General features: G+C 59.0%; 26 protein-coding genes and 1 tRNA gene. 11 read left to right on the plus strand and 16 right to left on the minus strand.

All coding sequences use genetic code 11. The annotated features are described in order from the left end of the window. The first annotated feature begins 11 nt into the window (after positions 1–11). From mnmG to FOM92_RS12595, 9 genes are all read left to right on the plus strand, one after another. On the plus strand, positions 12–1,892 hold the full coding sequence (mnmG, locus tag FOM92_RS12555) for a tRNA uridine-5-carboxymethylaminomethyl(34) synthesis enzyme MnmG (RefSeq protein ID WP_143777191.1): 1,881 nt from the start codon (positions 12–14) through the stop codon (positions 1,890–1,892). After that, positions 1,889–2,554 carry a 16S rRNA (guanine(527)-N(7))-methyltransferase RsmG gene (rsmG, locus tag FOM92_RS12560; protein ID WP_143777192.1) on the plus strand — a complete coding sequence of 222 codons (666 nt, stop codon included), beginning with the start codon at positions 1,889–1,891 and terminating at the stop codon, positions 2,552–2,554. Before mnmG ends, rsmG begins: the two co-directional genes overlap by 4 nt. Continuing rightward, on the plus strand, positions 2,551–3,330 hold the full coding sequence (locus tag FOM92_RS12565; protein WP_143777193.1) for a ParA family protein: 780 nt from the start codon (positions 2,551–2,553) through the stop codon (positions 3,328–3,330). Before rsmG ends, FOM92_RS12565 begins: the two co-directional genes overlap by 4 nt. After that, a complete protein-coding gene (locus tag FOM92_RS12570) occupies positions 3,327–4,259 on the plus strand; it encodes a ParB/RepB/Spo0J family partition protein (RefSeq protein ID WP_143777194.1) in 933 nt (310 codons plus the stop codon). Before FOM92_RS12565 ends, FOM92_RS12570 begins: the two co-directional genes overlap by 4 nt. 273 nt (positions 4,260–4,532) lie before the next feature. Continuing rightward, positions 4,533–5,027, plus strand: a complete 495-nt coding sequence (locus FOM92_RS12575; protein WP_143777195.1) for a DUF4402 domain-containing protein — start codon at positions 4,533–4,535, stop codon at positions 5,025–5,027. Between the two features lie 187 nt (positions 5,028–5,214). Continuing rightward, positions 5,215–6,069: a fimbrial biogenesis chaperone gene (locus tag FOM92_RS12580; protein WP_246087286.1), complete on the plus strand. Its 855-nt coding sequence runs from the start codon at positions 5,215–5,217 to the stop codon at positions 6,067–6,069. Positions 6,070–6,098: 29 nt separating this feature from the next. After that, positions 6,099–8,801 carry a carboxypeptidase regulatory-like domain-containing protein gene (locus FOM92_RS12585; protein ID WP_143777196.1) on the plus strand — a complete coding sequence of 901 codons (2,703 nt, stop codon included), beginning with the start codon at positions 6,099–6,101 and terminating at the stop codon, positions 8,799–8,801. Positions 8,802–9,027: 226 nt separating this feature from the next. Beyond that, complete coding sequence (locus tag FOM92_RS12590) at positions 9,028–9,330, plus strand: BufA1 family periplasmic bufferin-type metallophore (RefSeq protein WP_143777197.1); 303 nt, start codon at positions 9,028–9,030, stop codon at positions 9,328–9,330. Between the two features lie 220 nt (positions 9,331–9,550). Next, on the plus strand, positions 9,551–10,000 hold the full coding sequence (locus FOM92_RS12595) for a DoxX family protein (RefSeq protein ID WP_143777198.1): 450 nt from the start codon (positions 9,551–9,553) through the stop codon (positions 9,998–10,000). Between the two features lie 8 nt (positions 10,001–10,008). Here FOM92_RS12595 and FOM92_RS12600 read toward each other — a convergent pair whose 3' ends face one another. The 3 genes from FOM92_RS12600 to bufA2 all read right to left on the minus strand — a co-directional run bounded on the left by FOM92_RS12600 (position 10,009) and on the right by bufA2 (position 11,995). Next, positions 10,009–10,791 carry an HvfC/BufC N-terminal domain-containing protein gene (locus tag FOM92_RS12600; protein ID WP_143777199.1) on the minus strand — a complete coding sequence of 261 codons (783 nt, stop codon included), beginning with the start codon at positions 10,789–10,791 and terminating at the stop codon, positions 10,009–10,011. After that, the gene (bufB, locus tag FOM92_RS12605; RefSeq protein ID WP_143777200.1) at positions 10,788–11,627 is read right to left on the minus strand and encodes an MNIO family bufferin maturase; all 840 of its coding nucleotides are present in this window, start codon (positions 11,625–11,627) and stop codon (positions 10,788–10,790) included. Before bufB ends, FOM92_RS12600 begins: the two co-directional genes overlap by 4 nt. An 83-nt stretch (positions 11,628–11,710) precedes the next feature. After that, on the minus strand, positions 11,711–11,995 hold the full coding sequence (gene bufA2 / locus FOM92_RS12610) for a BufA2 family periplasmic bufferin-type metallophore (RefSeq protein WP_143777201.1): 285 nt from the start codon (positions 11,993–11,995) through the stop codon (positions 11,711–11,713). A gap of 225 nt (positions 11,996–12,220) precedes the next feature. On the opposite strand from bufA2, the gene FOM92_RS12615 reads away from it, so the two are divergent. Together FOM92_RS12615 and FOM92_RS12620 are read left to right on the plus strand one after the other, a co-directional pair. Next, entirely contained in the window at positions 12,221–13,087 is an 867-nt protein-coding gene (locus FOM92_RS12615) for a cytochrome b/b6 domain-containing protein (protein WP_143777202.1), read from the plus strand. Then, a complete protein-coding gene (locus FOM92_RS12620) occupies positions 13,084–13,860 on the plus strand; it encodes a molybdopterin-dependent oxidoreductase (protein WP_143777203.1) in 777 nt (258 codons plus the stop codon). Before FOM92_RS12615 ends, FOM92_RS12620 begins: the two co-directional genes overlap by 4 nt. Before the next feature lie 47 nt (positions 13,861–13,907). On the opposite strand, the gene msrA is transcribed toward FOM92_RS12620, so the two are convergent. The 13 genes from msrA to odhB all read right to left on the minus strand — a co-directional run bounded on the left by msrA (position 13,908) and on the right by odhB (position 24,478). Then, a complete protein-coding gene (gene msrA / locus FOM92_RS12625) occupies positions 13,908–14,612 on the minus strand; it encodes a peptide-methionine (S)-S-oxide reductase MsrA (protein WP_246087287.1) in 705 nt (234 codons plus the stop codon). After that, positions 14,587–14,769, minus strand: a complete 183-nt coding sequence (locus tag FOM92_RS12630; protein ID WP_143777204.1) for a hypothetical protein — start codon at positions 14,767–14,769, stop codon at positions 14,587–14,589. Before FOM92_RS12630 ends, msrA begins: the two co-directional genes overlap by 26 nt. 123 nt (positions 14,770–14,892) lie before the next feature. After that, positions 14,893–16,095: a pyridoxal phosphate-dependent aminotransferase gene (locus FOM92_RS12635; protein WP_143777848.1), complete on the minus strand. Its 1,203-nt coding sequence runs from the start codon at positions 16,093–16,095 to the stop codon at positions 14,893–14,895. A gap of 69 nt (positions 16,096–16,164) precedes the next feature. Continuing rightward, positions 16,165–17,949: an aminodeoxychorismate synthase component I gene (pabB, locus tag FOM92_RS16000; protein ID WP_342778198.1), complete on the minus strand. Its 1,785-nt coding sequence runs from the start codon at positions 17,947–17,949 to the stop codon at positions 16,165–16,167. Further along, positions 17,914–17,987: transfer RNA gene (locus tag FOM92_RS12650), tRNA-Gly, on the minus strand. Before FOM92_RS12650 ends, pabB begins: the two co-directional genes overlap by 36 nt. 37 nt (positions 17,988–18,024) lie before the next feature. After that, a complete protein-coding gene (gene fghA, locus FOM92_RS12655; RefSeq protein WP_143777206.1) occupies positions 18,025–18,870 on the minus strand; it encodes an S-formylglutathione hydrolase in 846 nt (281 codons plus the stop codon). Positions 18,871–18,886: 16 nt separating this feature from the next. After that, the gene (locus FOM92_RS12660) at positions 18,887–19,267 is read right to left on the minus strand and encodes a VOC family protein (protein WP_143777207.1); all 381 of its coding nucleotides are present in this window, start codon (positions 19,265–19,267) and stop codon (positions 18,887–18,889) included. Beyond that, positions 19,252–19,833: a hypothetical protein gene (locus tag FOM92_RS12665; RefSeq protein WP_143777208.1), complete on the minus strand. Its 582-nt coding sequence runs from the start codon at positions 19,831–19,833 to the stop codon at positions 19,252–19,254. The genes FOM92_RS12660 and FOM92_RS12665 overlap by 16 nt, the downstream gene beginning before the upstream one ends. Continuing rightward, positions 19,818–20,357 carry a hypothetical protein gene (locus tag FOM92_RS12670; protein WP_143777209.1) on the minus strand — a complete coding sequence of 180 codons (540 nt, stop codon included), beginning with the start codon at positions 20,355–20,357 and terminating at the stop codon, positions 19,818–19,820. Before FOM92_RS12670 ends, FOM92_RS12665 begins: the two co-directional genes overlap by 16 nt. A gap of 164 nt (positions 20,358–20,521) precedes the next feature. After that, positions 20,522–21,136, minus strand: coding sequence for a trimeric intracellular cation channel family protein (locus FOM92_RS12675; protein ID WP_143777210.1), 615 nt, complete (start codon positions 21,134–21,136; stop codon positions 20,522–20,524). A gap of 27 nt (positions 21,137–21,163) precedes the next feature. Further along, positions 21,164–21,820 carry a hypothetical protein gene (locus tag FOM92_RS12680; protein WP_143777211.1) on the minus strand — a complete coding sequence of 219 codons (657 nt, stop codon included), beginning with the start codon at positions 21,818–21,820 and terminating at the stop codon, positions 21,164–21,166. A gap of 12 nt (positions 21,821–21,832) precedes the next feature. Continuing rightward, positions 21,833–23,227: a dihydrolipoyl dehydrogenase gene (gene lpdA, locus FOM92_RS12685; RefSeq protein WP_143777212.1), complete on the minus strand. Its 1,395-nt coding sequence runs from the start codon at positions 23,225–23,227 to the stop codon at positions 21,833–21,835. A gap of 12 nt (positions 23,228–23,239) precedes the next feature. Beyond that, positions 23,240–24,478: a 2-oxoglutarate dehydrogenase complex dihydrolipoyllysine-residue succinyltransferase gene (gene odhB / locus FOM92_RS12690; RefSeq protein ID WP_143777213.1), complete on the minus strand. Its 1,239-nt coding sequence runs from the start codon at positions 24,476–24,478 to the stop codon at positions 23,240–23,242. Positions 24,479–24,480: the final 2 nt, after the last annotated feature.

Here is a 24,480-nt window from a genome sequence, read left to right on the forward strand (position 1 = left end):
ATGCGCGCGCCATGCGCAGCGATGTGGACATTTTGGTTATTGGCGGAGGCCATGCGGGCACCGAAGCCGCGGCGGTTGCCGCGCGCATGGGTGCGCGTGTCGCGTTGGTCAGTTTCGATAAGGCAACCATCGGTGCCATGTCCTGCAACCCGGCCATTGGCGGCTTGGGCAAGGGGCATCTGGTGCGCGAAGTCGATGCCTTTGACGGCCTGATCGCGCGCGCCGCGGACGATGCGGCAATCCATTACCGCATGCTCAATGCCTCCAAAGGCGCGGCAGTGCAGGGCCCGCGTATCCAGGCGGATCGCGCCCTTTTCAAGGCATCAATCCAGCGGCAATTGTCGGCGCTGCCCAATCTGACCATCGTCGAAGGCGAGGCCGCGGCCCTGCGTTTTGCGCCCGAAAATGCGCGGCGCGTTGTGGGTGTCGATCTGGCGGACGGCAGCAGCATAGGCTGTTTCGCCGTCATCCTGGCCACCGGCACCTTTTTGGGTGGAAAATTGTTCCGGGGGGAAGAACGTCTGGAAGGGGGCCGGATTGGCGAATCGTCGGCGCTTCGGCTGGCGGACCAGATCCGTGGCGCCGGATTGCCGATGGCGCGTCTGAAGACAGGCACACCGCCGCGGCTGGACGGGCGCACCATCAACTGGGCAAAGCTGGATGTGCAGCCGACCGATGATGGTTCATGGACCATGTCGCCGATTACCCCGGGCCGTCATATTCCGCAGCTTTTCTGCGCCGTCAGCCGCACAAATAGCCAGACCCATGATATCATCCGCAGTGGTTTGGACCGGTCGCCCTTGTTCGGAGGCGATATTGCAGGGCAGGGGCCGCGCTATTGCCCCTCGATCGAAGACAAGATTTTCCGCTTTGGCGACCGGGACGGACATCAGGTCTTTCTGGAGCCGGAGGGGCTGGACAGTTTCCTGATCTATCCCAACGGTATCTCGACATCTTTGCCGACTGATATCCAGATTGCCATGGTCCGTTCCATGCCCGGTCTGGAGCAGTGCGAGATTGTCGTCCCGGGCTATGCCGTGGAATATGACCATATCGATCCGCGTGCGCTGGACAGCCAACTGGCGGTGCGGGGCTATGAAGGCCTTTATTGCGCGGGGCAGATTAACGGCACAACCGGCTATGAAGAGGCCGCCGCGCAAGGGTTGATTGCCGGCATGGGCGCCGCATCCCGCATCCTGGAAAGGGAAATGCCGGCGCTTGACCGTTCCAACAGCTATCTGGCGGTAATGGTCGACGACCTGATTTTGCAGGGCGTGACCGAGCCTTACCGTATGTTGACGGCACGTGCCGAATATCGCCTGCGGCTTCGGGCCGATAACGCATCGACACGCCTGACCCCCCTTGCCCTTCAGGCGGGATGCGTCGGCGAGGAACGGGCGCTTTGGTTTAACCAGCGCTTATGGGAAAAACAGGCGCTGGAGGCCGAATTTGCGCAATCCTTCTCCGCAGACCAGCTGCTGCGGCAGGGATTGGATGTGAAGCGGGACGCCGGGCGCATGCCCCTTTATGACTGGCTCCGCTTTCCTACCGTTACTGTCCGCGACCTACTGACTGTTTCACGTGAAACAGATTGGGAAGGGGACGAGGCATTGCTGGACGAACTGGAGCAGGACGGCCGCTATGCCCCCTATATCGAGCGGCAGGAGAATGAAATTCGCGAAATCGCGGCGAATGAAAAAATCGTGCTGCCCGCATGGATAGACTACCGCTCCATTGCCGGCCTTTCGAACGAAATGGTCGAGCGGCTGGATGCGGCGCGTCCGGAAAATCTGGCCGCTGCAGCACGCGTTCGCGGCGTAACACCTGCGGCGTTGGTTGCCATCATGGTACACGCCAAACGGGCACAGCAGCCGGGCGATGTGGCTGCATGACCGAAGAAGAAGCCCGCCGGTGGTTGAAGGATCATTTCACTGTTTCACGTGAAACAGAGGAGAAGCTGGAAACCTTCATCGCCTTTCTAAAGCGCGAGGCGGAAAGCCAGAATCTGATCGCCGCATCAACGCTGGCCCATATTTGGGACCGCCATATTGTCGATAGCGCGCAGCTCCTGCGTTTTTGTCCGGAAGGTCCGCAAAACTGGATTGATCTGGGATCAGGAGCAGGCTTTCCCGGACTGGTCGTGGCCTTGCTGGGGCCGCATCGGGTAACTTTGGTGGAATCGCGCGGTCGCCGGATCGACTATCTGCAGCGGGCGGTTGCCCTTCTTGATCTGGAATCCCGGGTTACTATTGCCGGGATGCCGCTGGAACGTGTCGAAACTGCCCCATATTCGGTCATAAGTGCACGGGCATTTGCCCCGTTGGACCGGTTGTTCGACCTTGCCGCACGATTTTCCACAAATAAGACGTTATGGCTGTTACCAAAGGGTCGGAATGCCGCTAAGGAATGGGAAGGGGTTCAACCGGTCTGGAGGGGCGAATTCCGGATCGAGTCGAGTGTGACCGATGCCGAAGCCGGCATATTGGTCGGGCATTTGACCGGAAAAACTGAAAAACACACCGCTGCGGCGGCAAAGAGGCATCAGAGACGATGATTCGAATTGCTATAGCGAACCAGAAAGGCGGCGTCGGAAAGACGACGACCGCAATCAATCTTGCCACCGCGCTGGCCGCAAGTGGATGGCGCTGTGTGCTGGTCGATCTTGATCCTCAGGGGAACGCATCTACCGGACTCGGGTTGAAGCAGGCGGAACGTGTGCACAGCAGCTATGATCTGCTGTTGGGCGAGGCGTCTTTAAAAGATGCGGCCATTTCCACGATGATCCCGAATCTGGATATTGTGCCGGCGACGGTTGATCTTTCCGGCGCTGAAATCGAACTGGTCGAATATGAAGACCGGACCGGACGGTTAAAGGCCGCGTTCGACAAGTCGGATTCGCATTGGGATATCTGCCTGATCGATTGCCCGCCTTCTCTGGGCTTGCTGACGATCAATTCGCTGGTTGCCGTGGATTCGATCCTGGTCCCGCTGCAATGCGAATTTTTCGCACTGGAGGGATTAAGTCAATTATTACAAACAGTTGAGCGTATTCAGAAGCGGTTTAATCCCGATCTTGCCATCCTCGGCGTCGCGCTCACCATGTTTGACCGCCGCAACCGGCTGACCGACCAGGTTGCCGATGACGTCCGCAGTTGTCTTGGTGGATTGGTGTTCGACACGGTAATTCCGCGCAATGTCCGGCTTTCGGAAGCGCCCAGCCACGGGCTGCCGGCTCTGGTCTATGACCATCGCTGCTCCGGGTCCGAAGCCTATATGAATCTGGCCCGCGAATTGATCGGGCGTATGCCTGCACGGGAACTGGCCGCATGACTCCGGAAGAATCGGCCGAAAAAATCCCGCTGCGCAAGAAAATGGGTTTGGGCCGCGGCCTGGATGCACTTTTGGGCGAGGCCATTCGCGGGGAATCGTCCAGCACGCCTGCACCAGTCACCGAAAGCGCGGGCGCACAGGGTGTGGCCATGATCCCGGTCGGCAGTATCCGGCCAAATCCCGAACAGCCGCGCCGCCATTTTGCCGATGAAAAGCTGGAAGAACTGGCGGGCAGTATCCGCCGCCACGGAATTATCCAGCCAATCGTCGTTCGTCCGCTTGATGACGGGTATCAGATTGTCGCCGGTGAACGCCGCTGGCGGGCGGCGCAGCGTGCACAGATTCACGAAGTACCCGCTATTGTGCGCAATTTCGACGATGCCGAGACGCTGGAAATCGCTCTGCTGGAAAATATCCAGCGGCAGGATCTCAATCCGATCGAAGAAGCGGAAGCCTATCGCAAGCTGACAGAAGTATTCGGGCATAGCGCGGCTGCGCTTGCCGATATGGTGCACAAGTCACGCAGCCATGTTGCCAATATGATGCGTCTGCTCGATCTGCCGGCGCCCATTCGCGAACTGGTGATCGAGGAAAAACTGTCCATGGGCCATGCCCGGGCGCTGCTCGGCAGCGACGATGCCGTGCGCCTTGCGATGGTCGTGATCAAACAGGGTCTTTCCGTCCGTGCTACAGAGGCTTTGGTCAAAAAGGGCCGCGCTCCGCAAGGGCAGGGTGGTTCGGGCCGCGGTTCCTCCGGATCGGACAATGCCGATATCCACGCTGTCGAAACACATCTGGGCGATTTGCTGGGGCTGAAGGTCAAGATCAATCAGCGCAATGCCACCGGAGCAGGCTCGGTAACGTTCGAATATGGCAGTCTCGACCAGCTCGATATGTTGTGCCAGCGGCTAACCGGCGAAAAATTCTGATATTTTGCAGCGCCGCTTGCTTGCAGTGTCGGTAATATCTTCGCAAAATTTACATCTTTTCTGTCGGCGTTCCGAACGGCGACCTTGAGCAAGCCGGTTCAAAAACTGGCGCTTTCCTGATGGTTTCGGGGACTTTTCATGTCCAAAACTACGCTGAAATGGTAAGCTTTCATTAACCATGACATGCAGCAAAGCCTTATGATTCGATGTGCATAAGCGACCCTCGAATGCAGTGGGGCATTCTAATCTGCTTATGTCACAAAGGACCAGTATATGTTGAACAAGTCGAAAATCGCCCTTGCTGGCGCAATCGCAGCTGCCGCTTTGGTTTCGACCGGCGCGCAGGCCGCAACCCAGACCGCAACTGCGGAAGTTGATATCCTTGCTGCCGTGCAGCTTGCACAGAATGACGGCCTTGACCTGGGCGTTGTTGCTTCGAGCGCTGCCGCTGGCACCGTCACCCTGCCAACCACTTCGAACACCCGCACCTGCTCGGCAGGCGTGACCTGCGTCGGCACCGCCCTGCGCGGCCGTTTCACCGTATCGGGCGCGACCTCGGGTTATGTTGTTGGCGTTACCGTTCCTGCTTCGACCACGCTGTCTTCGGGTGCCAACTCGATGACGCTGACGCTGAACCCTTCGATCACATCGTTCACCTCGACCGGTGCGGCTGAAGTTTTCTACGTTGGTGGCACGCTGTCCGTTGGTGCAAACCAGGCTGCAGGCACCTACACCGGCACGTACAACGTATCGGCTGACTATCAGTAATAGCCCCGCGTCTCCGGACGCAGGTTAGGGAGAGTAACCCCCGGCGGCCCCGCGCTGCCGGGGGTTTTCTTTGCCCGATATCCATTCGTTAGCCGGATGGTAACCATATTCTGGCATGCCCGTACATGGACCCGTGCGGACCGGCGACCAGGCCGGGCGCCGCACAACATGTGGATGGGGAATATTTATGCGTACACGGCTGATTTCGGCATGCCGTCATTTTGCCGCCCGAATCGTTCTGGGCGGTACATTTCTCGCTCTTGCACCAACAGGGATCGCAGCGCCTGCCAATGCCGCGGGGGATCTTTTGATCGCGCCGACGCGGGTCATCCTGGATGGCCGGCGCGGGGCCGAGGTGATCCTCAACAATATCGGCGATGAAGAGGCGACCTACCGCATCACTCTGGAGCTGCGGCGGATGAATGTTCAGGGGCGGCTGGACGATGTCGACGTTGCCGGAGCGAATGACAAAGAAAAATCCGCGCTCGACATCATCCGTTATGCGCCGCGCCGGGTGACATTGCCGCCCAACCAGCCGCAGTCGATCCGCATCGGCCTGCAGGCGATCGATACGCTGCCCGATGGCGAATATCGGGCCCACATGTTGTTTCGCGCTATTCCCAAAACGCCGGCGGCCGATGGTTCTGCCGATTCGGGCAATAGCCTGCGTATCCAGTTGATTCCCATTTACGGGATCAGCATTCCCGTCATCGTCCGCAAGGGCAATCTGCAGGGTACGGCTGCGCTCGCCAATGTGCGGATGGGCAGGGACAATGAAGGCCCGACGCTTGAATTTGATATGGCACGGCAGGGCGACAAGTCCATTTTTGGCGAAATCCATGTGACCAAGCCCGGCCAGTCCGAACCGCTGTGGGAGGCCAAAGGCATTGCCATCTATCCCGAAGTCGCCAGCCGCTCGGTGTCGCTTCCGCTTACTACTGAAGTCGCGGCGAAGATGAAGGGCGATATCATTATTTCCTATTATGAAGCCCCGGAAGCCGGCGGCGGATTGATCGCGCAGGTGCGTACCGTCCTTCCCTGAGGGGTTGAAGGCGCCACTATCTGAACGTCATGCGCAGATATTTTCATAAGGCCGCACAGGCACTGACGGCGTTGGCCGTGGCGACGGGGATGCTCACCATTCCCGTCGCTTCGGCGCGTGCGTCGACCTGGCAGCCGAATGAGGATGACGCGCTGCTGTTCGATGTGCGCGTCGGGCAGTGGCGTGTCGGTGACGGGGTGCGCGGGTATCAGACCGACACCGGCGTCTGCGTAGATTTCGCCGATGTCATCATCGCCTTCGACCTGCCCGTCCGCCTCGACAAAAAGTCGCGCCGCGCAACTGGCTGGTTGTTCGAAGAAAGCCGCACCTTCACCCTTGATCGCGAATCCAGTATGGTACAAATCGTGAACAAAAGCGCGCCCGTCCCGGCGACCGCCGTCCGCGATGTTCCGGAGGGCTGGTGCGTGGATACAAAGGTTCTGGCAAGCTGGCTGAATGTCGAGGTGAAAGCCGATCTGTCCAACGCGCTGCTGATCGTCAGCGCCGATCGCAAGCTTCCCTTTGAATTGGCCGAGGAACGCAAGGCGCGGGCCGGGAAAGTGCGGCCGACCAAGGCGTTCGACCTCGCCAGCCTGCCCCAGGCGCGCGATCCCTATAAAATGTTCCGCACGCCCTCGGTCGACGTCGTGGCGTCAGTCATCGCCGCCCGCGACCAGCGCAGCGGCCGCCGTTTCGACGCGCGCTACGAAATTTATGCGAGCGGAGAGGTCGCAGGCGCGTCCTTTGATGCCCGGCTTTCGTCCGATGACAGGGGCGTGCCCGAAAATCTGCGCATGCGCGCATACCGTACCGATCCTGATGGCGGCCTGCTCGGTCCGCTGAAAGCGACGCACTGGGCGCTGGGCGATGTGTCGACCAGTGTCACGCCGCTCGGCATCCAGACCACCGCCGGCCGCGGCGCATTTGTCACCAACCGCCCGCTGAACCGCCCCGACAGTTTCGACCGCACCGTATTCCGCGGCGAGCTGCCCAACGGATGGGACGCGGAACTCTACCGCAACGAACAGTTGATCGGCTATGTCCAGAGCCGCGGCGACGGCCGCTATGAATTTCTCGATGTGCCGCTGCTCTATGGGCAGAACCGGTTCGAGGTGGTGCTTTACGGACCGCAGGGCCAGATCCGCCGCGATGTGAAGATGATTCCGGTCGGCCTCGGCTCCATCCCGCCGCGCGAGACCTATTATTGGGCGGGTGTGCAGGATGCAGGCCGCGATCTCATCAATCTGGATGGCGTTGATCCCAATGACTATCTCGGCTGGCGCGGCGGTTTCGGGGTTGAGAGGGGTCTTGACCCCAAGACGTCAGTCGCCGCCTCGTTCGTCAGCGCTGTTTTGCGCGGGCAGCGCAACTATTATCTCGAAGGATCGGTCCGCCGCGCCATCGGCCCCACTCTGGTCGAGATTGCGAGCGCCGCCAATCTGGTCGGCGGTTATGCCCTGCGCGGACAGGTTCTGGCGCAAGTGGGCGAAACGCTGATCAGCGGGGAAAGCGCCTGGCTGATGGGCGGCTATGAAAGCGAGCGCTACGACCGCGATGTCCGCCGGTTCAACAGCCTTTCGGTCGACCACAGCTTCCGTTTTGGCCGCCATTATTTCCCGATCCGGGCCGAGATGCGCTATATCGACCGGATTGACGGTGGCCACCGTCTGGAAGTCGAGTCGAGAATATCCTTTAATATCAGTAAGATAAATGCAAGTGCCGAGCTGGATTGGGTCAAGGACCAAAGCCCGTTCGGAATAAGCCCGGATGCCCGGCTAGACGCATCGCTACGCCTGTCGGGCCGCATCGGTGGCCTGCGTTTGCGCGGCGAGGCGACTCTTGGCCTGACCGGCGATAGCGGTTTCCGGGAATCCAAGATCACGGCCGAATGGCGCGCCGGTGAAAAGTCGGACTGGAAAGTCGAGGCCGGCTATTCGAATGGCGATTCCCGCGGTCGTCTCGCTCTCGGCCATACACGCCGCTTCAAACATTTTGCGCTGACCGGCCAGGTCGAAGCCGCCAGCGACGGGTCGGTCGCCGCCGGTCTGAACCTCGCCTTCAGCATCGGACCCAACCCGCACAAGGGCGGCATGCGCTTCGCATCGGAAAAGCTTGCCTCCACCGGGCAGGCATTTGCGGTCGTGTTCCAGGACGAAAATGCCGATGGCATCCGCCAGCCGGGCGAGGCTGTGCAAAAGTCGGTCGAACTGACCGCCGGATTGTCCGCCCGGGGCTTGCCCACCGATGCCGAAGGCCGGACCATCCTCGACGGTTTGCAACCTTATGAGCCCGTCCTGATCGGCATCGATGCATCGAGTCTGCCCGATCCCTTTGTCCAGCCTGCGACCAGTGGCATCGTCGTGACCCCGCGTCCCGGCGTGCCCGTTGTTATCGAGCTGCCACTGGTTTCAGCAGGTGAAATTTCCGGCCAGTTGCAACGCGAAGGCGGTAAGATCCTGAGCGGTGTGGATATTGAACTCGTCGACAAGAATGGCCGCGTCGTCAAAACAACGCGCAGCGAATATGACGGATTCTTCCTGTTCGAATTCGTCCCTTATGGCCGCTACAGCCTGCGCGTCGCGGCGCTGGCCGCCAATGTCGTCGGCGTGGAAATGGCCCTCCCGTCGGTTGCGGATCTCGGAAAAGACAGCGGAAGCGTCGACTTGGGAATCGTAACCGCCCGTGCCGCACAACGGGTGGCCGGATTGGCACCACCTGCGCAGGGGCCTTGATCCCTGCAGTTATTTAGGCCTGTATGACGGCATTAAGGCACGAAGAAGTAACCCGAAATCTCTCGTCTGGAGAGCGGAGAGGGAATCTTACGCCTTCATCCAGCCGGCTGTCTTTTTTGAAAAACTTCGGCTTCATGTAACCGTCCCGCCCCAATTTGCGAATGGGTCACAGGTTCGCTTCATCAGCGATCCTGCGACATTCGACCTATTGGAATTTGGAGAGTTTATGAGCAATCATTCGCTAAAGCTGGCAGGTGCGGCCGTCGCATTGTCTGCCGCCATCACCCTGGCCACTGCACCCGTACAAGCCGCCGATGGAAAAGAAAAATGCTATGGCGTTTCGCTGAAGGGCAAGAATGACTGTGCCGCAGGCCCAGGAACCAGCTGCGCCGGAACTTCGACAGTCGACTATCAGGGAAATGCCTGGAAGCTCGTCGCGAAGGGATCGTGCATAAAGATGGGTGGCACATTGACGGCCCATAGCGGTAATGCAAAGCCGGTTCCGCAGAAAGCCGGCAACAAAGGATAAGGTCTGTCCTGAATTTGCGGATGGACGCAATGTCCGATGAAATGCAGATCCCTGTTCCGGTAACCCACTCCTCCCTTGGCCGGATCATCCCCCACCTGCGAATCACCGGACATTACCTTGCCCAACCACCTTCGGGTCGCGCCATGTGCGTCGGGGTCCATCCGCAATACCATCATGATCATTGCCCCCGCCCGGCACCTTTTCGTGAAACGGAGAGAAAATGAAAATCACCGCTTTTTATAACCGCCTGGTTTCATGGCTTCCCGAAAGCTGGGTCGAGCAACTTACATTATTATTTGTCCGAGTTTCCCTTGCGGGGATTTTTTGGCGATCGGGCCGTACCAAGATTGAAGAGGGCAGTTGGCTCTCGATCAGCGACACTGCCAAATTCCTGTTTCAGGAAGAATATAGCAACGTCCCTCTCCCCCCTCTTTTTGCGACCTATATGGCGACCTATGCCGAGCATCTTTTTCCGATCCTGCTGGTCATTGGTCTGTGTACGCGATTGTCCGCACTCGCTTTGCTTGGCATGACGATGGTGATCCAGATTTTCGTCTATCCCGAAGCCTGGTGGTCGGTACATATGATCTGGGTTGCACTTGCTCTGGTATTGATTGTGCGCGGTCCCGGCCGGATTTCGAGCGATGCATTTATCGCCAAGCGGTTCTGATTGCTTTTTTAAGGCGCCTGGGTACGCACGGCGACAATAAAACCATTATTCAGCCATCGGCCCAACATTGCGCCTGCGTCTGCGACGGCCGATTCATGGGGGCGCAGTTTGAAAAGCAGGTCGAGAACATCACCAAAATGCGCACCGCCTACCATGGCGTTGAGCGCCGGGCTTTCGAAAGCGGGTGCCGTTATGAAAGTCGGCTGTTCCCCGTCACGATATACATGGCAGGCCATGGGTTCATTCAGCGAATAGGGCGGACAGGATACATCGTCTGAATCGCATGCGTGCCAGATCGCAGCGACATCATGGTGCACCAGGCTGGTGCTGATACCGGGTATGAAATCCAGGCAGAGGGCGCCCCAGTCCTTGTCACTAAATGCGGCCGTTGAATCTGCGAAATCACCCGTCGTATATGGTTCGGCATTGGCCGCGCCAAAGGCACGATGCATGGACCATTCTATCCATGCCAGCTCGCTTACCTCCGGGTCTTTTGCAAAGAGTTCGGCAAGGGTGCGATCAAATCCTGCGCCTACATCATCAAGTGTCCAGCCGCACGGTGGATTGATGATTACATGGTGCGCTGCGGCCTGGTGAAAAACCTCTTCACCGATCCAGCGCGCCGTCCGCTTGAACGTATCGCTTAACGCTTCGATCAATGTCGTGCGGTAGTTGTTTCGATAAATGCCCAATCCGGCATCGAATTTCGACGATGAAGCCTCAAGCGGATCGCCGTCTTCGGCGAGCAGACTTGCCATGAATTGAAACTGCCGTTCGGCGAGCGAGGTCATGACACTGCCTGCAGGGATTCACAGCCGGCCAGCGACCGGGCAATATCCAGTTCGTCCAAAAGTTCGGCGAGTGGCGGAATATTGCCGTCGCGCTCGATCATCGTCGCGACCGGTCCCAGGAAATGGAGCGCCTCCTTATACAATGACCACACACCGTCGGCGACGGCGCGATCGTGCGTGTCGATAATGATCGGGCCAGGGGTATGCCCCGCCAGATGGATCTGGCGCACTTGTTCGTGCGGGATTCCGGCAAGATACTCTTTAGCCGCGAAGCCATGGTTATGCGCACTCACATAAATATTGTTGATGTCGAGCAGCAGGAAGCAACCGGTCCGTCGCGCCATGGCGGTAATAAATTCCCATTCCGTCATCTCGTCTTCGGGAAAAGTGAGATAGCTGGACGGATTTTCGAACAGCATCGCGCGACCCAATATATTCTGGGCGTGGTCGATATTTCGGCAAACCATATCCAGCGCTTCAGAGGTCAAGGGCAGGGGTAGCAAATCATGGCTGTTATGGGCGCTGGTCCGTGTCCAGCATAAATGATCGGAAATCCACAGGGGCTCTATTCGCTCGGCCAGATTTTTCAGACGGACAAGATAGGCTTCATCCAGACCGCAGGCTGACCCGACCGACATCGACACGCCGTGCAAAATCACGTCATATTTGGTGCGGACCTGTTCCAATATGCGTAACGGCCGCCCGCCTTCCAGCATGAAGTTCTCTGAAATAACTTCAACAAAATCTACCGGCACACCATGTTCGATAAAGTCGCTATAATGGTCGGTTCGAAGACCAATTCCAAAGCCGGCATGGGCGCTGATTTCCGGTTTCATGATATGCCATTTTTTAAAATGCGGGTCCGGTGCTTATATGTGGGGGGACAGATAAGCACCGGATTATCGCAAGGCTGCAAAGCTCAGCCCAGATCGCCGATCACGCCGCCCTTTGACAGGCACTGTCCGACTTTCAATGCCTTGAAGCCATGACCTTTGCAGGCATTCTGGCCTTTGCATTCATTTTCAGAAGTTGCGCAATCGGAGTTGCCCTTGCAGCTATGCACGCCATAGCAATGAACGGTATCGTTCGCACCCAAAGCGCGGCCCTTGCTGCCGGTCGGGGCTTCTGCAGCAAAGCTGGCGGCAGAAACAAGAGCCATCGCGCCCGCAAGAGCAGCCAATGTTGTTGTACGGGTAGCTGTCATATCAATCCAATCCTCGAAAAATTTGTTTCACCCATCGTGGGTAGCTTGCTGTTCGCGTGAACAGGTCGGATGGTTACATCGGGTGAAATCGAACGGCTCTAACCGAGGCGTTTTGCGCATATTCGAAATTATTTTTCAGGCCATATTGCATCACCCCTGTAACTTTAATGCTATTCTCTGCGAACACCCTCTGGCAGAATATTCGGGCGACGAGGGAGCAGATATATGGAGCAGGCGGATCTTAAGCCGGGGGATGTGGTAAAGCGGCATCGTTTGTCGACGCGGCTGTGGCACTGGACCAATGCGCTGACGCTGCTGGTTATGCTGATGAGCGGGCTGATGATCTTTAACGCGCATGGGCGGCTTTATTGGGGTCAATATGGCGCCAATGACGACAAGGCCTGGCTGATCATCGACGATGCGGGCGATACCGGCTTTGTCGAACTCGCCGGGGTGCGGGTGGAAACCACCGGTGTTCTTGGCATATGGACCAATGAAGAAGGCGAGGTAAAGCGGCGCGCCTTTCCCTATTGGCTCACCATTCCGTCGGGTTATGATTTGCAGGCGGCGCGGCGCTGGCACTTCACCTTTGCGTGGATTCTGGCCATTGCGCTGACGCTCTATATGCTCCGTTCCTTGTGGAACGGGCATGTGCGCAATGATCTGCATATCCGCAAATGGGAATGGTCGCCCTCCCACATCTGGCACGACATCAAAGAACATGCACGGCTACGCTTTCCAACGGGGGCGGCGGCCAGGGATTATAATATCCTGCAGAAATTCGCCTATATCTCGGTCATCTTCGTCCTGTTGCCGCTTATCATATTTACCGGCCTCACCATGTCGCCGGCGATGAATGCGGCGTGGCCGTGGTTGCTTGATCTGTTTGGCGGGCGGCAGTCGGCGCGGTCGATCCATTTCCTGTGCGCTTTCGGTCTGGTCGCGTTCTTCTTTGTGCACATGGCGATGGTCATATTGGCAGGGCCCGTGAACGAGGTGCGGTCCATGATTACCGGCAAATACCGCTTGCCCGGAAAGGCCGAGCCGGCACCCGCGCCCGAAGTTGCATCCATGGAAGGAGAAACGGCATGAGCGGTTCGAATATCCTGTTGCCCCGTCGCCGGTTCCTGACCGGAGCTGCCTTGGGCGGCAGCGGCCTTTTGCTTTCAGGCTGCGATGCCCTGACCGAAGATCCCGGTTTCCGCTCTCTTCTGCGTACAGGCGAAGCGCTGAACAAAGGTGCGCACCGGTTGATCATGGACCGCGGCGCACTTGCCCGCGAATTTAGCGAAAGCGACATGTCGCCGGTTTTCAAGGCCAATGGATCGATCAGCGGGGGCACTCCGGAATATGCGGCGCATGTGGCCGACAAATTTGTCCGCTGGTCATTGCGGATCGACGGCATGGTCAAAAACCCGCAGAATTTTGACCTCAAAACCCTGATGGCGATGCCATCGCGCGAACAGATTACGCGCCATGACTGCGTCGAAGGGTGGAGCGCAATCGGCAAATGGCGGGGCACGCCGCTGCGCCTGTTGTTGCAGGCGGCGGGCCTGTCGACCCGTGCGCGCTACATCGTCTTCCACTGCGCGGACCAATGGGGGCCGGGTGTGCCTTATTATGAATCGATCGACCTGATCGATGCCTTCCACCCGCAGACCATATTGGCGTGGAGCATGAACGATGGCATATTACCTGTGAAACATGGCGCGCCCTTGCGCCTGCGGGTTGAGCGGCAACTGGGTTACAAGCAGGCCAAATATGTCATGCGCGTCGAAGCGACCGACGATCTTTCCAAATTTTACGGCGGCAAGGGCGGCTATTGGGAAGATGCCCATGACTATGACTGGTATGCCGGGATTTAGGCCCTAACCCCCGGACAGTCCCGCCCCCAGAAAAGCGACCGCTGGCCTTAGGACCGGATGCGGTTGGGGAACAGGCGCTTGAGATTGGCGACCTTCGGCTTGTCCCAGGCGACGATGTAGGGGTGAGCCGGATTCTTTGCCATGAAGTCCTGATGATAGCCTTCGGCAGGGTAAAAGCTGAAGCCCTCGATCTTTGTCACAATCGGCTTCTTCCAATATTTGGCCTTGCTCAACTGCGCGATGTAGGCGGATGCTGCTGCACGCTGGGCGGCGTTGGCCGGGAAGATGGCGGTGCGGTACTGGCGGCCGGTATCGGGACCCTGCCGGTTCAACTGCGTCGGATCATGCGTGACGGAAAAGAAGATGTGCAACAGGTCGTTATAGCTGACGACGGCGGGGTTATAGCGGATGCGGACCGATTCCGCATGGTCCGTGATTCCGCTGCTGACGCTGTCATAATCGGCGCTGGCCTTGGTCCCGCCGGAATAGCCGGACTCGACACTCGTCACGCCTTTGACGCGTTCGAACACACCTTCAATGCCCCAGAAACAGCCGCCGGCAAAAACCGCCGTCTGGGTCCCTTTGGGTTCGGTGATCGGGGCCTTGGGGGCGGCGATGGCAATGCCTTCGGCGGCATGGGCCATGGCGATGGGTGATGTGCCCTCGGGTCCGCATGCCGCGGTGAAGGCAAGGGCCGTTGCCAGAAGCAACAGGCGGGGGGTGCGTTTATTGCGGGGAAGGTGACTCGACATGGACAGGCGCTCCAACCGTGATTGAACGGCCCGTATCGGTATCGGCGCTGCTGGCATTTGCCGGATTGATAACGGTCAGCCCTGCAAGGCCGAGGGCAAAGCCACCGGCAAGGCTGAGGAAAAGATCCGAGCGCAGAAAGTTAAAGATACGGTCCATTATTTTCTCTTGTTATCGCCTGTTCGGCGGCAGGAGCAGATACGTTACCCTGCCGCAAAAAGTTTCAAGCAGAGGTCACGTTAAATCGTCCTTAACGCGCCGTTTTCTTCTGTTCATTTGCGCTCAGACGAGTGCGGCGCACGCCGACTGGATTCGGGTGCAGGCTTCTTTCAGGATTTCCGCCGAGGTTGCGTAGGAAATGCGGAAGCCGGGGGACAGGCCGAAGGCGGCGCCATGCACGGCGGCGACGCGGTAATCGTCCAGGAAATAGTCGATCAGATCGGCGTCTGTTTCGATCTTCTTACCCTTCGGCGTCGTTTTGCCCATGACGCCACTGGCGTCAGGATAAACGTAAAAGGCGCCTTCGGGTGTGGGGCAGTTCAGCCCCGGGGCGTCGTTCAACATGGCAACCACCATGTCGCGCCGTTCCTTGAACGCGGCGTTGCGCTCGCGCAGAAAATCCTGCGGCCCGTTGAGCGCGGCAAGCACGGCATATTGGCTGATCGAGCAGGGGTTGCTGGTCGATTGGGATTGCAGATCGCCCATCGCCTTGATCAGCCATTCCGGACCACCGGCATAGCCGATACGCCAGCCGGTCATGGCATAGGCCTTGGACGCGCCGTTCATCGTCAGCGTGCGGTCGTAAAGGTCAGGGCAGACCTGCAGCATGGTCGCAAAGGGCGACTGCGCATACCAGATATGTTCGTACATATCGTCGGTCAGCAACATGACATGCTCGTGCTTCAGCAGCACCTGGCCCAGCGCCTCCAGCTCGACTGCATTATATGCGGCGCCGGTGGGGTTGGACGGCGAATTGAGGATCAGCCAGCGGGTCTTGGGCGTGATCGCGGCCTCCAGCTGCTCGGGCGTGATTTTGTAATTTTGCGCGGCGGTCGCCATGATGACAACGGGCGTGCCGCCTGCAAACTGGACGATGTCGGGATAGCTGACCCAATAGGGTGCAGGAATGATGACCTCATCGCCCTTGTCGACCGTGGCGACCAGCGCATTGAACAGCGTGTGCTTGCCGCCCGAATTCACCGTGATCTGCTTCGGGCTGTAATCGATGCCATTGTCGCGCTTGAACTTGGCGATGATGGCCTGCTTCAGCGGGGCGATGCCATCGACGGCGGTATATTTGGTCATGCCGTCTCGGATGGCCTGTATTGCCGCCTCTTTCACAAAGTCGGGCGTGTCGAAATCAGGCTCGCCTGCGGACAGGCCGATCACGTCAATGCCTTGCGCCTTCAGGTCAATCACCCGGCCGGACATGGCGAGGGTGGCGGAAGGGGCGATCCGGCCGAGGGCGGCGGACAGACGATCGATCATGGGACTGGCTTTCACGGGCTGAATTGAACGCAAATTGCGTGGCTGCCCCTAATGCCTCACCGAAAATTACGCAACCCTTGTGGCCGGGATTAATCCGCGTAGCGAATTGCCGACATAAAAGGGTGCGTCCAGATCGGCGGCGAACAGGTCCGCCTCGACCGCGCGGCCGGTGTCGACAAGCTCGCGACGCAGGACGGAGGGCAAAAGCCCGGCCTCCAGCCGGGGCGTGTGCAGCATCCCGTCGCGCTCGACAAAAAGCGCGGTGATGCTGCCTTCGGTCAGGCGGCCGTCGGGGGTAGTGAACAGAACCTCGTCGCAATCGGGACGCGACCGGCGTGCCTCGTCGTAAAAGGCGCGGTCGCTGGTCTTGTGGCGCAAGCGGAAATCTGTGCTGTCGACAGGAAGCGGTACCACTGCCACACGCCAGGGCGCGCTTTCCTCCAACGGCCGGACCTCGATCGACAGCGCCCCGCCTTTGGAGGCCAGCAGCCGTATCTTGGACAGCCGGTCCAGATGGAAGGTTGCGGCATGCAGCCGGTTGCGGGCCTCGTGCCGGTCAAATTCGAAACCGAAGACGCGCGCGCTTTCCTTCATGCGTTCCAGATGCAGTTCCAGCCGCAATATACCCTGCGCCGGTTCAAAGCGCATTGTTTCAATCAAATCAAAACCGGTCCCGCCCACCTTTGCAAAATCCCCCTTTGCCAGACATTCCGCCCATTCGGCGTTCATGTCGGAATCCGCAACGACGCCGGACCCCAGCCCCAATGAAACCGTCTTCGTCGTTTCGCACAAGGTAAAAGTGCGGATCGCGACATTAAACGCCGCATCGCCAGAGGCATCAATCCGCCCGATCGAACCGCAATAAAGGCCGCGCGGTGCGGCTTCGGTCTCGGCGATGACCTGCATGGCGCGGATTTTGGGCGCGCCGGTAATTGAACCGCACGGGTAGAGCGCGGCGATCACGTCCACCGCATCGCGTCCGGGCGCGAGTTCGCCCGTAACAGTGGAGGTCATCTGGTGGACGGTGGGATAGCTTTCAATGTGGAACAGGTCCGGGACGCGCACCGACCCTGCTTCGCACACCCGCGACAGATCGTTGCGCAGCAGGTCGACGATCATCAGATTTTCCGCCCGCTGTTTGGGATCGGTCCGCAAAAGTTCGGCCTCCGCCACATCGGCCGCAGGATCTGCCCGGCGTTCCGCGGTGCCCTTCATCGGCTTGGTCGTCACGCGGCGGTCCTTTGCCGCAAAGAACAGCTCGGGCGAGAAGGAGAGATAAGTGCGCTCCCCTGTCCAAACCACACCACCATAGCCCGCCGCCGCCCGCGGACGCAGTGCGGCATAGAGCGCGAGCGGGTCCCCTGCATAATCGGCCACAAGAGGAAAGGTGAGGTTTGCCTGATAGATATCGCCCGCCTTGATATAGTCCTGCACCGTTGCAAAAGCCCTGGCATAGTCCGCACGGCTGATCAGGGGGCGTAGCGGCGATAGCCATGCCCCCGCCGGATCGGGCAGGCATGACGCCATGGCGTCAGATTCAAGTGTCTGATATTCCTTGAATAATCCGAACCAGGCCAGCGGTCCGGCCGGCGGATCACCCAATTGTGGCAACAGCGCCGCGCCCGCATCATAACTTAAAAAACCAGCGGCGTGCAGCCCGTCGGCCCGTGCCGCGCGAAGCTGTTCGAGCAGTGGGCCGACTTCTTCTCCGCGCTGCGCCGTCAGTATTGCGACCGGGTGGGCATAAAGCCGCGCCGGCGAAGCGCCCGTGGTGCGGGCGTCGTCGAGAAGGACAAAGGGCGATGCGCGAAAAGCTGGAGCGGGTGAGGGGAATCGAACCCCCGTATTCAGCTTGGGAAGCTGCTGCTCTACCATTGAGCTACACCCGCTTGTCCGCGTGCCATTATCGCGCAGGGGCCAAAATGGCTAGGCCTTTAACCGCGCGGCATGCCATGCAAGATGGTCGGCCATGAAGGTGGAGATGAAATAATAGCTGTGATCATAGCCGGGCTGCATCCGGATCGTCGCCTGTTGCCCGGCGGCCTCGCACGCCTCGACCAGCAAATGCGTTTTCAGCTGTTCCGCCAGAAAATTGTCGCCCTCGCCCTGATCGACCAACAGGTCGGGCAAACGTGCGCCACCGGCAATCAGCGCGCAGGCATCATATTCGGCCCAAAGTTCCCGATCAGGTCCCAGATATCCACCCAGCGCCTTTTCCCCCCACGGGCAATTCAGCGGCGAGACGATCGGCGCAAAGGCCGAGGTTGACCGGAATTTTCCGGGCGCGCGAAGGGATATGGTCAGCGCACCGTGGCCGCCCATGGAATGCCCCATAATGCCCTGCCGCTCCATATCGACGGGGAAGTGTTCGGCAACCAGATGCGGCAATTCACTCTCGATATAGCCGCGCATCCGGTAATGTTCGGCAAAGGGTTCGACCAGCGCATTGACATAAAAGCCTGCGCCCAGACCGAAATCATAGGCGCCGTCGGGATCATCGGGCACGCCCTCACCCCGCGGACTTGTATCGGGCGCGACAAAGATCAGGCCCAGTTCCGAACAGGCCCGTCGAAATTCGCCCTTTTCGGTGACATTGGCATGGGTGCAGGTCAGACCCGACAGATACCAGACCACCGGCAATTTCGCACCCGGCGCGTGGGGCGGGACATAAACCGAAAAGGTCATCTCCGTCCCCGTCGCGGTCGAATGATGTTTGTAGACACCCTGCACACCACCAAAAGCGGTGTTCGTCGAAACCGTTTCAAATGTCATGCAAGATATCCTTTGGTCAGTCGGTGACGCGGTGCAGCGCGCACAGCTTGTTGCCATCGGGATCGCGCAAATAGGCGAGATATAATTTCATGCCACCGCCTTCGCGTATGCCGGGGGGGTCCTCAATCGCCTTGCCGCCATTGGCGACGCCTGCGGCATGCCAGGCATCGGCCTGCTCCGGGGTCATCGCAAAACCGATGGTCATGCCGTTTCCGCAAGTTGCCGGTTGGCCGTCGATCGGCGGGGTGACGAGGAACATCGACCCATTATGCATGTAAATCAGGCGACCCTTTGGGTCCTGAATACCCGGCTTGCCCCCAAAGGCAGCAAAGGTTGCGTCGTAAAAAGTTTTGGAGCGGGCAATATCGTTGCTGCCCACCATCATATGACTGTACATTTTCCTTCTCCTTTAACCCCGCCATCTGGCAAGGGCTCCGCCCGCTTTGACCACCAACCCTTAAGGGGTGCAAGTGCAATTTTTTGTTCAGAAAGGAGGAAGGAAAAAATGGAGAAAGAGATGTAATGGTGAAACGGAGCCCGCGTTTTGGGAACATTGCAGACGCCCACATATTGTGAGATGTTTCGCCAATGGAACAGCTGATATCCATTGCACTTCGGATTGATCGTCAGGTGCTCCACTACCGGACTGTAATGAATCTGGTGGGTTGGACATGCTTTGTCGTGGTCACTGCCGATTATGCAGGCTTCATCAAAATACCACCGTTTCTTGCCATTCCATTCTGGTTTGGTGTGATTCTGAATATTTTCAGGTGGGGCATTTGGGAAGCGATGGTCCAACCGCAAATACAGGCACGGGCCGAACGGGATGGAAGTCGGGATATGATTTCGCCGGACCAGAGAGAAAGTCGATAATTGCAGCATTGCCGTGATAGCTGTCTCGGTTCGCGCAAAGACACGAAAGAAGTCGGAATTCTTTTGTTCGCCGCCTACCGCGCGCCCCATGTTACCGAATAGGTCATGTCTTCACGATAGGCAGATGGGCCGTTTGCAAAATGGAAGCGATATATGCCGGTTTCAGGGACTGTGATGGTCAATATCCCGTCGTTCTTGCCGCTGATGGTCCGCATGGCGGGCGTCCAGTTGGTTGTCGGCCAAGGCTGGATATCCAGATAGACTTCGCCGCGATCACCAGATGGGCTGTCTATTTCATAGTCGATAAATGCCTCTTGCCCCTTGAACAGAAGCATGTGGCCGGCACCTAGCTCGGTGTTCGTCACCACCTTGCCCTGACGGCTATATTCATAGATGCCAAGATAAGGGAAAGCGCCCGATATATAGGCTATCAGCCAAAGGCCTAGGGCTGCGGCCAGAACCGAACCACTGATGCTTAATAGATTGCCGCCGATTTTCGCGCGGCCATGGTCATTGCCCGCGTCGTTTGGCGGCGCACCAAATAGCATTTGACCGGCCATCTCCGCCGGATCCGGGCGATGTAACTCAAAGAGGCTGCGATCAGTCACGGTCACATGATATGCGAGTAGCCTTAGCAAAAGATTGACGTCGGCTAACGCGCAAACCACACCATCTCCTCACTGGCGGAGAAGAGCGAGAGGGGGAGTGCGCACCCGAGCTATCGCGGTTTGGGGACAGTCCCTGACGGTACAGTCCCCGCTTTACAACGCCGAGTATATCATCCGCGATAGGCCGGAATGGCCCAGCCTTTCAGAATCGCCATCGCACGCAGGGCGAAGCCGGCAAGTGCGCTCAGGCTTGCGGCGAGGAGGACAGGCAGGCCGATCCACAGCAGCAAAACGAACAGGCCAGAGGCAAGTGCCGCGGCGGTGACATAGATTTCGGGCTTCAGCAAAATGGACGGCTCGCCTGCCAGAACATCGCGGATGATCCCGCCGACACAGGCGGTAATGACGCCCATCATCATCGCAGGCAGCAGGGGAACACCAAGCGTCAGCGACTTCCACGCGCCGAACACAGCATAAATGGCGATCCCGATCGCATCGAACCAGTCGAGCGCGCGGGCATTCCAGAAGGATTTGGGGGTCACCCACACCAAGGCAGCGGTCGCGAGACAAGTGGCGGCAAAACGCCAGTCCTGCACCCAAAATACCGGCGCACCGATCAAAAGATCCCGCACCGTCCCCCCGCCAACCCCGGTGACGAGCGCGAAAAAGGTAAATGTTACCAGAGTTTGCTGGCGGTTCGCCGCCGCCAGTGCACCAGAAGCGGCGAACACCGTGATGCCGAGCAGATCAAGCCACTGGAGAAGGGGAACGACATGGGGAGTCAAAGGGGTAACCTCGCTAGAGCTCCGGTCTTATACCGATGTGACCGTAAACCAGATTAGACCGAACCACAAAAGCGCGACGATTGAAACGGGGTGGAGCCGCTTCATCGTCGTCCAGTCATAGAGCAGCAGGGAAAGAAAAAGCCCGATCCACAATGTGAACAGCCAGGGAAGGAATGCCGCCTCTATTTGCGGTTCGCTCCACCCGACCATCATCGGCACGACCACCGGATCGTAGCAACGTGCGAGCACCGGTTCCATCATGAAAAAGGTGCCGGTCAAAATCAGGCGGCGGTGCCGATCCGGTCGCCGCCGCTGCAGATAGGCGAGGGCTATGAAGATCGAAAAGCTGGGTAGCAGGATGCGGTTTGCCTTTACCTCCGGGCTCATCGCCGCCCAGCCTTTCCAGACCATGATAAAAACCCAGATCGTGCTCAGCGTGACGCCGAGCGCGATCACAATGCCCGCCATTCCCAGCTTTTGGTGAAGCCCTATATTCCGGACGCGGACGAGATTGGCCTGGACGAAAAGCAACAGCATCCATGCGCCACAAAGAAGGCCATGAATTATGAATTTCGGGTCCGAATTGCTGGGCTGACCTGTGTTGGTGAACAGGTTGTCCGAAAAACCGACCAATGTGAAAAGCAGCAGAAGCAGCGTTACAACCGGGAAATAGTATCGCTGCATAAAGCGGCTGTCCTACATGTGGATCGGCTTTCCTGTAACAGCCATTGCCGCCTCTTTCAACGCTTCGGCGTGGGTGGGGTGGGCGTGGCAGGTGTAGGCAACATCTTCCGATGTCGCGCCGAACTCCATCGACAGCGCGGCTTCGGCGATCATGCTGCCCGCGATTGAGGCAATGATGTGGACGCCCAGCACGCGGTCGGTCTTGGCATCGGCGATCACCTTTACGAAACCGTCGGTATCGCGGTTCGTCTTGGCGCGGCTGTTGGCCATCATCGGGAATTTGCCGACCTTTATTTCCCCTTGTGCCTTCGCCTCTTCCTCGGTCAGGCCGACGCTGGCGATTTCCGGATAGGTGTAGACGACGCCGGGAATGACGTCATGGTTCACAATGCCGGTCAGACCCGCGACGAATTCGGCGGCGGCGATGCCTTCGTCTTCCGCCTTGTGCGCGAGCATCGGGCCGGGGACGACATCACCAATGGCGTAGATGCCGGGGACGCTGGTCTGGAAATCATGGCCGATTTCGATCTGGCCGCGGGCATTGACGGTCAGGCCTGCCTTGTCGAGGGCGAGTCCTTCGGTGTTGGGCTTGCGGCCAATGGCGACAAGGACGCAGTCCGCCTCTATGTTTTCCGATGCACCGCCTGCAGCGGGTTCTACGGTCAGTGTCGCGGTGCCGCCCTTGACAGTGGCGCCGGTGACCTTGGTACCGGTGCGAATGGTGAAACCCTGCTTCTTGAAGATCTTGGCGGCTTCCTTGCGGACTTCGCCGTCCATGCCGGGCAGGATCTGGTCGAGATATTCGACGACGGTAACTTGTGCGCCAAGGCGCAACCACACACTTCCCAGTTCCAGCCCGATCACACCGCCGCCAATGACGACGAGATGCTTGGGCACCTTGGGCAAGGCGAGCGCGCCGGTGGAATCGACAATGACCTTCTGGTCAATGGTCACGCCCGGCAGCGGGGTGACCGACGAACCGGTCGCGATCATGATCTTCTGCGCGGTGTAGCTTTTTCCGGCGACGTCGATGCTGTTCGGCGAGGTAAAGGCGGCATGGCCTTTCAGCCAGTCGACCTTGTTCTTTTTGAACAGAAACTCGATACCGCCGGTCAGTTCGCCCACGGCCTTCGTCTTTTCGGCGTGCATCTGGTCGAGGTTCAGGCCGACGCCTTTGAAGTCGATGCCGAATTTGGCGAGCGCGCCCGACTGGGCTTCATGGTAGAGTTCCGAGGCGTGGAGCATGGCCTTGGACGGAATGCAGCCGACGTTGAGGCAGGTTCCGCCCAATGTTTCGCGGCTTTCCACGCAGGCGGTTTTCAAACCGAGCTGGGCGGCACGGATTGCAGCGACATAGCCGCCGGGACCTGCGCCGATGACGATCAGGTCATAATCTTGTTCTGCCATGGTGTCGGCTCCTTACAGGTCGATCAACAAACGGGCGGGATCTTCAATTGCTTCTTTGACGATCTTGAGGAATGTCACCGCCTCGCGCCCGTCGATCAGGCGGTGGTCGTAGCTGAGCGCGAGATACATCATCGGGCGCACGACGACGGCGCCATTGCGGACCACGGGCCGGTCTTCGATACGGTGCAGCCCGAGAACAGCGCTCTGCGGCGGGTTGATGATCGGTGTCGACATAAGGCTGCCGAACACACCGCCATTGGAAATGGTGAAGGTGCCGCCGGTCATATCCTCCATCGTCAGCGAACCGGATTTCGCCTTGGCCCCGAAATCGGCAATGGCCTTTTCGATTTCGGCAAAGCTCATGGCGTCGGCATTACGCACGACCGGGACGACGAGGCCATTGGGCGCGCTCACCGCGACCGAGACGTCGAGATAATTGTGATAGACGATTTCATCGCCCTGGATTTGCGCATTCACCGCGGGCACATCGCGCGCGGCGAGGGCAACAGCCTTTGTGAAAAAGCCCATGAAGCCCAGCCGGACGCCATGCTTCTTTTCAAACAGATCCTTATATTTGTCACGCGTCGCAATGACTTCGCTCATGTCGCAGTCATTGAACGTGGTCAAAAGCGCTGCGGTTTCCTGCGCGCTCTTCAACCGCTTGGCGATGGTCTGGCGCAGACGGGTCATCTTGACGCGTTCTTCCTGACGCGCACCAGCAGGGGCTGCCTTGGGCGTTGCGCTCTCTGCCGCGGGTGAAGCTTCGGCAGGCGCAACCTTGGCGGCGGCGACCACGTCTTCCTTTGTCAGGCGTCCGTCTTTGCCGGTCCCCTTGATCTTGCTGGGATCGATGCCGAGCTCAAGTACCAGACGGCGGACAGCGGGGGAAAGCGGCAGGTCGCTGTTTTCGGCGGCCGGCGCAGCTTCGGCAACAGGTGCAGGGGCAGGTGCCGTTGCCACAGGTTGCGGGGCAGCCGCAGGTGCAGCAGGCGCCGCGGCGCCCGCGCCCGCGCTGCCTTCTTCGATGGAGGCGATCACGGCGCCGACATTGACCGTCGCGCCTTCCTCGACGCTGTATGCGCCCATGATTCCGGCGACGGGTGCGGGCACTTCGACAGCGACCTTATCGGTTTCAAGGCTGGCGATCGGCTCGTCGGCGGCAACGGCTTCGCCCGGCTTTTTCAGCCATTGGCCAAGGGTGGCCTCGGTGATGGATTCGCCCAGTACGGGGACTTTGACTTCGGTGCTCATGG

This window comes from Sphingorhabdus contaminans (genome assembly GCF_007280415.1).
Classification (GTDB): domain Bacteria; phylum Pseudomonadota; class Alphaproteobacteria; order Sphingomonadales; family Sphingomonadaceae; genus Sphingorhabdus_B; species Sphingorhabdus_B contaminans.

Coding starts and splice junctions, on each gene's coding strand:
- mnmG (WP_143777191.1), top strand. CDS start 12: ATGCGCAGCGATGTGGACATTTTGGTTATTGGCGGAGGCCATGCGGGC.
- rsmG (WP_143777192.1), top strand. CDS start 1,889: ATGACCGAAGAAGAAGCCCGCCGGTGGTTGAAGGATCATTTCACTGTT.
- FOM92_RS12565 (WP_143777193.1), top strand. CDS start 2,551: ATGATTCGAATTGCTATAGCGAACCAGAAAGGCGGCGTCGGAAAGACG.
- FOM92_RS12570 (WP_143777194.1), top strand. CDS start 3,327: ATGACTCCGGAAGAATCGGCCGAAAAAATCCCGCTGCGCAAGAAAATG.
- FOM92_RS12575 (WP_143777195.1), top strand. CDS start 4,533: ATGTTGAACAAGTCGAAAATCGCCCTTGCTGGCGCAATCGCAGCTGCC.
- FOM92_RS12580 (WP_246087286.1), top strand. CDS start 5,215: ATGCGTACACGGCTGATTTCGGCATGCCGTCATTTTGCCGCCCGAATC.
- FOM92_RS12585 (WP_143777196.1), top strand. CDS start 6,099: ATGCGCAGATATTTTCATAAGGCCGCACAGGCACTGACGGCGTTGGCC.
- FOM92_RS12590 (WP_143777197.1), top strand. CDS start 9,028: ATGAGCAATCATTCGCTAAAGCTGGCAGGTGCGGCCGTCGCATTGTCT.
- FOM92_RS12595 (WP_143777198.1), top strand. CDS start 9,551: ATGAAAATCACCGCTTTTTATAACCGCCTGGTTTCATGGCTTCCCGAA.
- FOM92_RS12600 (WP_143777199.1), bottom strand. CDS start 10,791: ATGACCTCGCTCGCCGAACGGCAGTTTCAATTCATGGCAAGTCTGCTC.
- bufB (WP_143777200.1), bottom strand. CDS start 11,627: ATGAAACCGGAAATCAGCGCCCATGCCGGCTTTGGAATTGGTCTTCGA.
- bufA2 (WP_143777201.1), bottom strand. CDS start 11,995: ATGACAGCTACCCGTACAACAACATTGGCTGCTCTTGCGGGCGCGATG.
- FOM92_RS12615 (WP_143777202.1), top strand. CDS start 12,221: ATGGAGCAGGCGGATCTTAAGCCGGGGGATGTGGTAAAGCGGCATCGT.
- FOM92_RS12620 (WP_143777203.1), top strand. CDS start 13,084: ATGAGCGGTTCGAATATCCTGTTGCCCCGTCGCCGGTTCCTGACCGGA.
- msrA (WP_246087287.1), bottom strand. CDS start 14,612: ATGTCGAGTCACCTTCCCCGCAATAAACGCACCCCCCGCCTGTTGCTT.
- FOM92_RS12630 (WP_143777204.1), bottom strand. CDS start 14,769: ATGGACCGTATCTTTAACTTTCTGCGCTCGGATCTTTTCCTCAGCCTT.
- fghA (WP_143777206.1), bottom strand. CDS start 18,870: ATGACATTTGAAACGGTTTCGACGAACACCGCTTTTGGTGGTGTGCAG.
- FOM92_RS12660 (WP_143777207.1), bottom strand. CDS start 19,267: ATGTACAGTCATATGATGGTGGGCAGCAACGATATTGCCCGCTCCAAA.
- FOM92_RS12665 (WP_143777208.1), bottom strand. CDS start 19,833: ATGGGGCGCGCGGTAGGCGGCGAACAAAAGAATTCCGACTTCTTTCGT.
- FOM92_RS12680 (WP_143777211.1), bottom strand. CDS start 21,820: ATGCAGCGATACTATTTCCCGGTTGTAACGCTGCTTCTGCTGCTTTTC.
- lpdA (WP_143777212.1), bottom strand. CDS start 23,227: ATGGCAGAACAAGATTATGACCTGATCGTCATCGGCGCAGGTCCCGGC.
- odhB (WP_143777213.1), bottom strand. CDS start 24,478: ATGAGCACCGAAGTCAAAGTCCCCGTACTGGGCGAATCCATCACCGAG.